Source organism: Salinisphaera sp. T5B8 (assembly GCF_040361255.1).
GTDB lineage: Bacteria > Pseudomonadota > Gammaproteobacteria > Nevskiales > Salinisphaeraceae > Salinisphaera.
The window spans coordinates 131,569-142,500 of record NZ_APNG01000012.1; the positions used below are offsets into that span (position 1 = coordinate 131,569).

Consider the following 10,932-nt stretch of genomic DNA (forward strand, 5'->3'; position numbering starts at 1 on the left):
GCGCGCCATGTCCCAACTGCCTGTCAATCAATTCAAGCAACGCCTGCGCCGCGGCGAGGCCCAGATCGGCCTGTGGGTGGCCAGCGGTGATCCCAGCGTAGCCGAGATCTGCTCGCATACCGGGTTCGACTGGCTGGTCATCGACGGCGAGCACGGCCCGAACGGCCTGCGCGACATGCTCGCCCAGCTGCGCGCGATCGGCGATACGCGCTCGCAGCCCGTGGTTCGGGTCAAGGACGACGACCGGGCCGGTATCAAGCAGGTGCTGGATATCGGTGCGACGAGTCTGCTGGTGCCGATGATCGAATCGGCCGAACAGGCCCGCCAGGTGGTCGCTTCGGTGCAGTACCCGCCTGCCGGCAAACGCGGGATCGGCGCGGCCCTGGCGCGTGCCTCGGCCTATAACACCCATCGCGATTATCTGGACGCGGCCGATGCCCAGATCTGTCTGTTGCTGCAGATCGAATCCCGTGCCGGGCTGGCCGCGCTCGACGACATCCTCGCTGTTGACGGGGTCGATGGCGTGTTCATCGGCCCGGCCGATCTGGCCGCGGATATGGGCCACCGGGGCGACCCGACCCATCCCGAGGTGCGCGCGAGCGTGGAAGACGCCATCGCCCGCATCGTGGCCGCCGGCAAACCGGCCGGGATGTTGTCGTCGAACCGGGATTTTTCCAGTCGCTGTCTGGCACTCGGCGCGACCTTCGTGGCCGTGGGCAGCGATGTGGGCCTGCTGGTCAACGCCGCGCGCCAGCTGCGCGCCGACTACGACGAAACCTAAAACAAGCCGTGCACATGGACCGCACGAGACGGCCCGAGCCATCGCTGGTCTGCCATCGAAAAAAAACCACAGGCAGAGCCGACGACCGTTACGAGGAGATATGTTCATGCAGTTTCATCATCATGGTTATGTCTCGGGCGACCCGAAGCTCGAGCCCGCCGCCGGATACGGCATCGATCGCGCCCCCGATCTGCCCGATACGATCGATGTACTCATCGTGGGCGCCGGGCCGGCCGGTGTGGTGACCGCCGCCCAGCTATCCCAGTTTCCCGACGTCAATACGCGACTGATCGAGGCCCGCCCGCACCGGCTCGAAGTGGGCCAGGCCGACGGCATTCAGGCGCGCAGCGTGGAAACCTTTCAGGCCTTCGGTTTCGCCGGCGCGATTACCGAGGAGGCCTATCGCATCACGGAAATGGCGGTATGGCGTCCGGATGCCGACAACCCGGCCCATATCGCCCGCGCCTCGGTGCCGGTGGACGATCCGCAGGGCATTAGCGAATTTCCGCATCTGATCGTGAACCAGGCCCGCGTGCAGGATTATTTCGTCGAATTCATGGAGAAATCGCCGGCCCGGATCAGCCCGGATTACGGCATCGAATTCGTCGGCCTGGAATATGCGGATGACGACGCATATCCGTTGCGCGTGCAGCTGCGCCATACCGACGCCGCCCGCGAAGGCGAGCTGCGCACGGTCCGGGTGAAGTATCTGGTGGGCTGTGATGGTGCGCACAGCCAGGTACGCAAGGCGATCGGGCGCGAAATGCACGGCCAGCAGGCGGCCCATGCCTGGGGCGTGGTCGATGCCCTGGCAGTGAGCGATTTCCCGGATATCCGCAAGAAATGCATCATCCAGTCCAAGGCCGGCGGCAACATCCTGCATATCCCGCGCGAAGGCGGGCATCTGTTTCGTATGTATGTGGATCTGGGCGAAGTGGCAACCGACGACGCCAGCCGCAGCATCCGCCAGACCTCGCTGGAACAAACGGTGGCCAAGGCCAACGAAATCCTGCACCCCTACACGATCGAGGTACGCAGCATCGCCCGCTATAGCGTCTATGAAGTCGGCCACCGGCTGACCGACAAGTTCGACGATTGCGACGATCCACACACGCGCACACCGAACGTGCTGATTACCGGCGACGCCTGTCATACCCACAGCGCCAAGGCCGGCCAGGGCATGAATGTCTCGATGCAGGACGGCTTCAATCTGGGCTGGAAACTCGGTTACGTGCTGGATGGCCGCAGCCCGGCGACACTGCTCAATACCTATTCGGCCGAGCGCCAGGAGATCGCCCAGAATCTGATCGATTTCGATCGCGAATGGTCGACGCTCATGGCCACCCGCGAAGAGGATTTCGACGACCCGGGCCAGCTCGAGGATTTCTATGTGAAGACCGCGGAATTCCCGGCCGGCTTCATGACCGAATACAAACCCTCGATGATCACCGGCGAGCCGTCGCACCAGTCTCTGGCCCCGGGTTTTCCGATCGGCAAACGCTTCAAGTCCGCGCCCGTGGTGCGGGTATGCGATGCCAATCCGTTGCAGCTGGGCCACCAGGCCCGCGCGGACGGGCGCTGGCGGCTTTATTTATTCGCCGACCGCGCAGCGGCCGAGTCCAACTCGGCGCTATCGCAGTGGGCGCAATGGCTGGTCGAAGCGCCCACGTCCCCGGTACGCGCCTGCACGCCGAAAAACCGCGGTCCCAACCATCTTTTCGATGTAAAAGTCATTTACCCGCAGGGCCATGCCGAGGTCGATATCAACGCGGTGCCCAAGGCATTCATGCCGCGTACCGGGCCGTTCGACCTGATCGACTACGAAAATGTGTTCGCCCTCGACCCGAACGCGGATATTTTCGACCTGCGCGGGATCGACCCTGCACAAGGCGCGCTGGTCATCGTGCGCCCCGACCAGTACGTGGCGCACGTGCTGCCGCTGGGCGCGACCGACGAACTGGCGGCATTCTTCGAGCCGATCCTGCTCGCGCCCACCGCTTCGCACGACTAGACAATGACGCGACGCCCCACGGGCGTTTCGCCCAGCACAATAAAAAGGCCCAGCGCCCAAGGAGATGTCATGGTGTTTCAAGCAATGCGTGAGCGGTTTTTGCATCGCCTGTGGGCGGTGGCGCTGCTGAGCCTTGTCGGTTTGCTGCCGGTCAACGTGTTCGCACAGAACGCGGCCGGCACGGACGTCGAACTCTTGTTGCTGGGTACGAAAGGCGGGCCGGCGCTGCTCACGCCCAAGCGTATTTCGCAGTCGAGCGCGCTGATTGTCGACGATGAAATCGTGATGATCGATGCCGGCTACGGTGCCAGCCTGCGTCTGGCCGAAGCCGGGCACAGTCTTAAACATCTGCGCTCGATCTTCATCACCCATCTACACAGCGACCACGTGCTCGACTACCCGGCCCTGATCATGAATGCCTGGGCCACCGGTTTGAAACAGCCGGTCGATGTCTATGGCCCGGCGGGCATGCAGACGATGACCGATCAGGTTTGGAAGATGTTCGCGGTCGATATCGACAAGCGCGTCGCCGACGAGGGCCGCCCCGATCCGCGTAAACTCGTGAGCGTGCACGAGATCGATGCCGGGCCGGTCGTCGACGCCACCATGAAGGTGTCGGCACTGCGTGTACCGCATCCGCCGTTCGGCGATGGCGAGGCGTTCGCCTATCGTTTTCAGGTGGCCGGCAAGACGATCGTGTTCACCGGCGATTTACATGCTTTCCCGGACGGCTTCGCGGCATTCGCCCGGAACGCGGACATCATGGTCAGCGAAATGGTCAACGCCGATGCCGTACAGGCCTTGTCCCAACGTATTGGCAACGGCGACACGCTGGCCAAAGCCATTCTGTCGCATCATGTGACCGGCGCCCAGGTCGGCCGGGCCGCGCAGGCCGCGCACGTCAAGAAGCTGGTACTCAGCCATTTGGTGCCGGCCGACGATCCCTCCGTAACCGAGCAGAGCTGGATCGACGCAGTACGGGGTGATTACGACGGGCCCGTGGTCGTCGGGCGTGACGGCATGGGCATCCACGTGGCGGGGGCACAAGCGAAGGCCGGGTCTGAGTAGTCCGGCCGTACCGGCGTAACGATCTTCCCGCGCCGCAGCGCCCGCGGTCGCGTGCCAATACGTGGCTTCGTGTGCGTTTGGCCTGGCGTAAAATAGCGCCATGACCGCTACGAAAAAACGCGACTACATCACCCGTGCCGGCTGGCAGAAGCTGGCCGACGAACTGGATTATCTCTGGCGCGAAAAACGCCCGCACGTGACCCGCGAACTGTCAGCAGCGGCCGCCGAAGGCGACCGTTCCGAGAACGCCGAATACATCTATCGCAAGAAAGAGCTGCGTGAAATCGATCGGCGGGTGCGTTATCTGGGCAAGCGCATCGACGAACTGACCGTGGTCGATACCATTCCCGACGACCCGGACAAGGTGTTCTTCGGTGCCTGGATCGACGTGATCGACGCCGACGACAGCGAGCATCGTTATCGAATCGTAGGCGCCGATGAAACCGATGCGGCCACGGGCGCCATCAGCCTGAATTCGCCGGTGGCCCGCGCGCTGATCGGTAAACGGCTGGGCGATATCGTGGAAATCGCGCTGCCGCAGGGCGCGCGCGAGCTAGAGATTCTGGCGATTCACTATACGCCGCCGGGCGACTGAACCACGCGCTCCGCCATCGGTGTAGCATACAGCCGACCATGGCCGGACTATTCACCCTGAGCACCGACAGCGTACTGCGCGAACGCGCCTTCATGTTGCTGTTGAGCGGGCGCGTGACCGCCACACTGGCGACCCAGATCCAGTCCGTGGTGGTGGGCTGGCAACTCTATGCGATGACACGCGATCCGCTCACCCTCGGCTGGGTGGGCCTGGCCCAGTTTCTGCCCATGGCGCTGCTGGTGCTGCCCGCAGGCGATGCCGCCGATCGGCTGCCGCGGCGGCTGATCCTGGCCACCAGCTGGCTCGTTCAGGCGATCGCGGCGCTGCTGTTTCTGGCGCTCACGCTCTCGGCCACCGAGTCGCCCATCGGCTTTTTTGGCGTGCTGGTGCTGTTCGGCATGGCGCGCGCGTTTGCCGGGCCGGGCATGCAGTCGCTGCTGCCACAGGTGGTCGGCGAGCAGCGTCTGCCGAAAGCCATCGCCTGGAATTCATCGGCATTCCAGGTGGCGGTCATCGGCGGCCCGGCCCTCGGCGGGGCCGTCTATCTGGCCGGGCCCGCCTTTGCCTATGGGCTGTGCGCAGGCCTGTTCGCGGCCGCCGCGGTGGCGATCGCGGCGATTCGCCAACATTTGCCCGCCCGTGCCGATACCAGCCGCGCGAGTGCATTCGCGCGATTTACGGCAGGAATCGTGTATGTGCGCACGCGCCCGATCATTCTGGGTGCAATTTCGCTGGATCTGTTCGCGGTGTTACTGGGCGGGGCGACCGCCCTGCTGCCTGTCTATGCCCACGAGATTCTGCATGTCGGCCCGGCCGGGCTGGGCGTGCTGCGTAGCGCGGTCGCGATCGGTGCCTTTTCGATGGGCATCTATCTGGGCCGCAATGCACTCGAACGCCGCGCCGGCGCGCTCATGTTCGCGGCGGTCGCGGTCTTTGGCGTGGCCACCATCGTGTTCGGTCTGTCGACGAGTTTCGTGCTGTCGTTTATCGCCCTGCTGGTCATGGGCGCGGCCGACATGATTAGCGTGTTCGTGCGCTCGTCGCTCATTCAGCTGGCCACGCCCGATGCCATGCGCGGACGGGTGAACGCGGTGAACATGCTGTTTATCGGTGCTTCCAACGAACTCGGCGAATTCGAGTCCGGCGTAACGGCGGCGCTGTTCGGCACCGTCGGGGCGGTGGTGTTCGGCGGCGTGGGCACGCTGGTGGTGGTCGCGGCCTGGATGGCGCTGTTCCCGGCCCTGCGCCGTGTCGATCGGCTCAACGACGTCGCGACTACCGCGCCTAGCCACCCGCACCGCGCGTGACCGGCGTTTCCACCGGCCGGGCCAGCCCTTCGGCACGGGTGGTTTCCAGCGCGCTTTGCGAAGATGGCGTCGCCTCGCCTGCCTGCGACGATTCGGCCTGCTCGTCGCCCGCCTGTTCCGGGCGCACATGCACGGTCGCCGACAGACCAACCGTGAGCACGCGCGTATCCGGCCGACTATCGAAACGAATGGTCACCGGCACGCGCTGGGCCAGGCGTACCCACTGGAATACCGGGTCGACATTGGGCAGGTTGCGCTCGCCCGGCGCGTTGTTGGCCACGGCAATGCCCCGCCCGATGCTGGCGACCCGGCCGTGCAGCGGCTGTTCGCTGGACATGAGGTCGATATCCACCGGATCGCCGATATCGATATGGGCGAGTTTGGTTTCTTCGAAATAGGCGGTCACGCGAAAGGTTTCGGCGTCGACGAGCGTCATCATCGATTGGCCCTGGCTGGCGTAATCGCCTTCGTCGAGCAACAGATGGGTCACATAGCCGTCGACCGGCGACCGTACGGTTGCCCATTCGAGATCCTGGCGCGCCTGCGCCAGCCGGGCTTTTGCCTGGCTCACCGATGCCGCCGCCGATGCGGCCTGCGACTGTGCCTGTTGCAAATCCTGAGTGGACACACCACCGCGCGGCAACCGCTCCAGCCGGTGAGCGTTGCGCCGCGCGAAACTCTCTTGGGCCCGTGCCTGTTCGAGGGCAGCCTTGGCTTCGGCAACCGTGTTCTCGAAGCGCACCGGTTCGATGGCGAACAACAGATCCCCCTTGTGGACATAGCTGTCGTCGGTGACCGCTACGCGCGCGACCGTGCCCGAGACCTCGGGCGCGATATTCACCACGTCGGCCTGCACGCGCGCATCCCGCGTCCAGGGCGCATACACATAGTGCTGCCAGGCAAACCAGCCAAGCACGACTGCCACGGCAACGACGATGAGGGTCGACACCACGCGCAATGTCACAGCGAGAAAACGTTTGGAATCGGCCATTCAGAACAACCTTGGATAACCGTGGTGATACAGCGTCGCTGGCTGCGGGTTGGCGCTGCTCACGGGCCGAATACCAGCATGAGGCTGGCCAGCAAAATCACGAACAATGCCGCCCCGGCCAGCGCCGGATGCCAGAACAGCCGATGCGCGCGGCTACGCAACAATAACGGCTGTAACAGCAGATAGATCAGCCCCGTGGCAGCCAGGAAGGCGAGGAACAGCGGCAGGTAGATACCGCCGAAGGAAATCTGTTCAGACAACACGATGGGCCTCCCCCAGACGAACGGAGCCGGCATCGGAGTTTTCTCTGGCCAGACCGTAATCGGCCAGCGCCGCTGCCACCAGCTCGGCGGCTACCGCGGCCCGTACACCATGGCGCAAGCGCAGGCGCGGTGTGAACGTCAGCGCTTCGTCGAGCATTTGCCGGGCCAGGGTATTGGTACGGGTCTGCATCGCAAAGACATCGGCGACGGGCGGATAACCGTGGGCGAACATCTGTTCCAGCTCGGCCAGTTCCTCGTGCACACTGGACTGCACGGGCTCGCTAAACCCGGCCCGTAGGCTCAAAACGCGTAACGAACGCGCCTCGATACCCATATTCACGGCAGAGAAAGCGGCCTGACGCGCACTCACATGGGTACGGCCTTTATCGGCGGCCACCGGCAAACGCAACAGTCGGTCGTAAACCCGGGTTTCGAAGCGCTCGCGCGAGCCGGTAAAGCCCTTGGCCAGCTCCCCGAACATGCCGGCCAGACGTTCACGCAATAAATCGCGCGGCGTGACTGGCAGGATGATCGCAAATGCGGCAAGCGCCAGAATGACGGCCAGTTCCGCGCCGATGAATGCCTCGGCAAAGCGTACGAAATCCTGGCGTGCGCCGTTGGCAGGATTCACCAGCAACGCAAACTGCACCAGGCTGATACGCCCGATCAAGGCCCATTGCGGTGTGGCCATGGCCAGACTGGCCACGAACACGAACGGCATGATCACGACCATCAGCATGACGAAGCCGTTGACCGCGGGCAGCAATATAAAATTGGCGATGAATGCCGCGACGCCGGCACACACCCCGCCGATACCGAAGCCACGGGCACCGCCGGCCGGGTCGTCGCCCAGGGCGAACAGCGTGGTAAGTACCGCCAGCAATACCATCATGCCGCTTAATGCCTGCGCATCGTGGGTCGCCCAGATCGCCGCGCCGATCGCGATCGCCGTGGCCGCGCGCGCGGTCGTACGCAACGATTCGCGTAGCGAAACGGCGGTCTGGAATTCGTTGCGCCGCGGGGCCGCGCGTGCATTCTTCTTCTCCGACAGCAATAGGCCGTGTTTGATGACGGCAGCACGCATGCGGTTGGCCAAATCCAGCGCACGGGTGATGATCACCCAGTCCACCAACGAGCGCCGGCGATCGTTTGCGCGATCGGCGCGTGCGTTGGTGAGGACGGCGTTGTAGGCCTTGCTGAACGCGAGTTTGATGGCCGACGTGTCGTTCGGATCCTTCTCCAGCAGTGCTGCAGCCTCGTCGAGCCGGCGTAGCGGCGCGCGGTCGATACGATCGCCGAACTTGCCCAGATAGACCTGCAGCGACGCCATCGCACTCACCAGCGAGAGCAACTCGTAATCGAGTCGGCGCGCCAATCGGTCGTACTCGGCAAAAGCCGGCTCGTCGTAACGTGCGTACTGGCGCGTCTGCTCCAGCGCGAGCGTTTTGTTCACGAGCGCATGCAGTTCCGGGTGTGGCGTATTCGGATCGCCCGCATCGCCATGCCCGGCTTGATCCGCGTCGGGATTACGCTCGATGCGGCGCATCTGTGCACCCATCGCCTTGAGCGCGTCGATACGGGCTGCGCGATACTTGCGGGCGGTAATCCCCGGGGCCAGCAGCACACTCACGAACGCGGCCACCACCGCCGCCAGCGCCGTTTCTGCCGTGCGCGCCACCGCGACCGAGAATACTGTCGATGGATCGCTCATCGCGCGTACGCCGACAATCATCGTCACATAGCCCGCCAGCACGAAGCCGTAGGACATGTTGTTGCGGAAAAGGCTCGCGCAGAAGACCATCAAGCTGACCCACAGCACGAGGCTGATACAAAACAGGGTATAGCTCTGCGCGAACAACGCGATCAGCGTCACCGACACCACCCCGGCGATAAACGTGCCAAGCAGACGCGAAAACGCCCGCACCACCAGAAAACCCGGTAGCGGCTGAATGAGGATCGCGACGTTGATGAATGCCCAGTAGGCATTATCCAGTTGCAGCCAGAACGCAAGATAAAGCGACAGCGCAACCGAAATACAACAACGGATCGCGAACGACAGGTTTTCGGCGCTCGGCGCCAGCAGCCAGCCCAGTCGTTGCATCATTGCATTATACAATCATATCGCGCACAACCATAGTCGCTTATCGAGGCGATACTCGGTCTTTGGCGCGTCTCGCTCGCGGCTTTCGCTTGTACAGCCTGCGCGCGCGGCGTACCGCCGGGTAACGCGTAGAACGCACCAGCCATCCCCGCGGGCCGGTTTGCCGGCCACTACGCTATTGTACGGTGCGGGCCATAGCCATCACTGCGCATCGCTATCCGGGGATGGCCGAACGAAACACCTTTGCCCTGCCTAACCGACGTTGGCGACCAGCACCTCGTCTGACTGTGCCCGCCTCGCCAACTGATTCGATTGCTAACGAAACACGCGTGCTGTCGGCGTACGTCGGATTACAGCCACCTCGCCTGGTTTGCTTGCTACAACAACGCCTACCACAAAAATCGCACGCGCTCGAACCGGCTTTCGAACGCCGCAGCATATTGCTTTCGGCCGGGGTCAGGGACCATGCCGCGTGAATTTTTAACGGGCATAAAAAAAGCCCCGAGCGCATGCTCGGGGCTTTTTAATTAAGAGCCTGGCGGTGACCTACTCTCGCACGGGGAGACCCCGCACTACCATCGGCGCTGAGTGGTTTCACTTCCGAGTTCGGAATGGGATCGGGTGGTTCCCACTCGCTATGGCCGCCAGGCAAACTGGAAAACAATCTATATGCAATCGAACACTGCGTTTGTATAGGCACGTAAAAGCGCTTGAGCGTTATATGACCAAGCCTCACGGGCAATTAGTACCAGTAAGCTGAACACGTTGCCGTGCTTACACATCTGGCCTATCAACGTCCTCGTCTTGGACGACCCTTAAGAGCCCTCAAGGGGCTAGCGAGATCTCATCTTGAGGTGGGCTTCGCGCTTAGATGCTTTCAGCGCTTATCCCTTCCGCACGTAGCTACCCGGCAATGCCACTGGCGTGACAACCGGAACACCAGAGGTGCGTCCATCCCGGTCCTCTCGTACTAAGGACAGATCCTCTCAAATCTCGAACGCCTACGGCAGATAGGGACCGAACTGTCTCACGACGTTCTAAACCCAGCTCGCGTACCACTTTAAATGGCGAACAGCCATACCCTTGGGACCTGCTTCAGCCCCAGGATGTGATGAGCCGACATCGAGGTGCCAAACTCCTCCGTCGATGTGGACTCTTGGGAGGAATCAGCCTGTTATCCCCGGCGTACCTTTTATCCGTTGAGCGATGGCCCTTCCATACAGAACCACCGGATCACTAAGACCTACTTTCGTACCTGCTCGACCCGTCGGTCTCACAGTCAAGCACCCTTTTGCCTTTGCACTCGTTGCGCGATTTCCGACCGCGCTGAGGGTACCTTTGCACTCCTCCGTTACTCTTTGGGAGGAGACCGCCCCAGTCAAACTACCCACCATACACTGTCCCTGGCCCAGATTATGGGCCTAGGTTAGAACCTCAAACATTTCAGGGCGGTATTTCAAGGGTGGCTCCACGCCGGCTAGCGCCGACGCTTCAAAGCCTCCCGCCTATCCTACACAAAAATGTTCAAAATCCAGTGTAAAGCTGTAGTAAAGGTGCACGGGGTCTTTCCGTCTTGCCGCAGGAACACTGCATCTTCACAGCAATTTCGATTTCACTGAGTCTCGGGTGGAGACAGTGTGGCCATCGTTACGCCATTCGTGCAGGTCAGAACTTACCTGACAAGGAATTTCGCTACCTTAGGACCGTTATAGTTACGGCCGCCGTTTACCGGGGCTTCGATCAAGAGCTTCGTCCGAAGACTAACCCCATCAATTAACCTTCCGGCACCGGGCAGGCGTCACACCCTATACATCC

8 protein-coding genes and 2 rRNA genes (1 of these 10 only partly in view) are annotated in these 10,932 nt (G+C 62.6%); 5 read left to right on the forward strand and 5 right to left on the reverse strand.

Features of this window, described 5'->3' with window-relative positions; all coding sequences use genetic code 11:
- The first annotated feature begins 7 nt into the window (after nt 1–7).
- The 5 genes from T5B8_RS12330 to T5B8_RS12350 all read left to right on the forward strand — a co-directional run bounded on the left by T5B8_RS12330 (nt 8) and on the right by T5B8_RS12350 (nt 5,762).
- Nucleotides 8–781, forward strand: coding sequence for an HpcH/HpaI aldolase family protein (locus T5B8_RS12330; protein WP_353179150.1), 774 nt, complete (start codon nt 8–10; stop codon nt 779–781).
- Nucleotides 782–887: 106 nt separating this feature from the next.
- Nucleotides 888–2,792, forward strand: coding sequence for an FAD-binding monooxygenase (locus tag T5B8_RS12335; protein WP_353179152.1), 1,905 nt, complete (start codon nt 888–890; stop codon nt 2,790–2,792).
- Nucleotides 2,793–2,876: 84 nt separating this feature from the next.
- Nucleotides 2,877–3,860, forward strand: a complete 984-nt coding sequence (locus T5B8_RS12340; protein WP_353179171.1) for an MBL fold metallo-hydrolase — start codon at nt 2,877–2,879, stop codon at nt 3,858–3,860.
- A gap of 100 nt (nt 3,861–3,960) precedes the next feature.
- A complete protein-coding gene (gene greB / locus T5B8_RS12345; RefSeq protein ID WP_353179153.1) occupies nt 3,961–4,455 on the forward strand; it encodes a transcription elongation factor GreB in 495 nt (164 codons plus the stop codon).
- Between the two features lie 38 nt (nt 4,456–4,493).
- A complete protein-coding gene (locus T5B8_RS12350; protein ID WP_353179155.1) occupies nt 4,494–5,762 on the forward strand; it encodes an MFS transporter in 1,269 nt (422 codons plus the stop codon).
- On the opposite strand, the gene T5B8_RS12355 is transcribed toward T5B8_RS12350, so the two are convergent.
- The 5 genes from T5B8_RS12355 to T5B8_RS12375 form a co-directional block, all read right to left on the reverse strand.
- Nucleotides 5,740–6,753 carry an efflux RND transporter periplasmic adaptor subunit gene (locus T5B8_RS12355; RefSeq protein ID WP_353179156.1) on the reverse strand — a complete coding sequence of 338 codons (1,014 nt, stop codon included), beginning with the start codon at nt 6,751–6,753 and terminating at the stop codon, nt 5,740–5,742. The two genes, T5B8_RS12350 and T5B8_RS12355, sit on opposite strands and share 23 nt — an antisense overlap.
- A gap of 59 nt (nt 6,754–6,812) precedes the next feature.
- Nucleotides 6,813–7,016 carry a DUF1656 domain-containing protein gene (locus T5B8_RS12360; protein ID WP_353179158.1) on the reverse strand — a complete coding sequence of 68 codons (204 nt, stop codon included), beginning with the start codon at nt 7,014–7,016 and terminating at the stop codon, nt 6,813–6,815.
- Nucleotides 7,006–9,120, reverse strand: coding sequence for an FUSC family protein (locus T5B8_RS12365; RefSeq protein ID WP_353179160.1), 2,115 nt, complete (start codon nt 9,118–9,120; stop codon nt 7,006–7,008). Before T5B8_RS12365 ends, T5B8_RS12360 begins: the two co-directional genes overlap by 11 nt.
- 530 nt (nt 9,121–9,650) lie before the next feature.
- Nucleotides 9,651–9,766 (reverse strand): 5S ribosomal RNA (rrf, locus tag T5B8_RS12370).
- A gap of 72 nt (nt 9,767–9,838) precedes the next feature.
- Nucleotides 9,839–10,932: ribosomal RNA gene (locus T5B8_RS12375) — 23S ribosomal RNA — on the reverse strand; it runs 1,801 nt beyond the window's last position.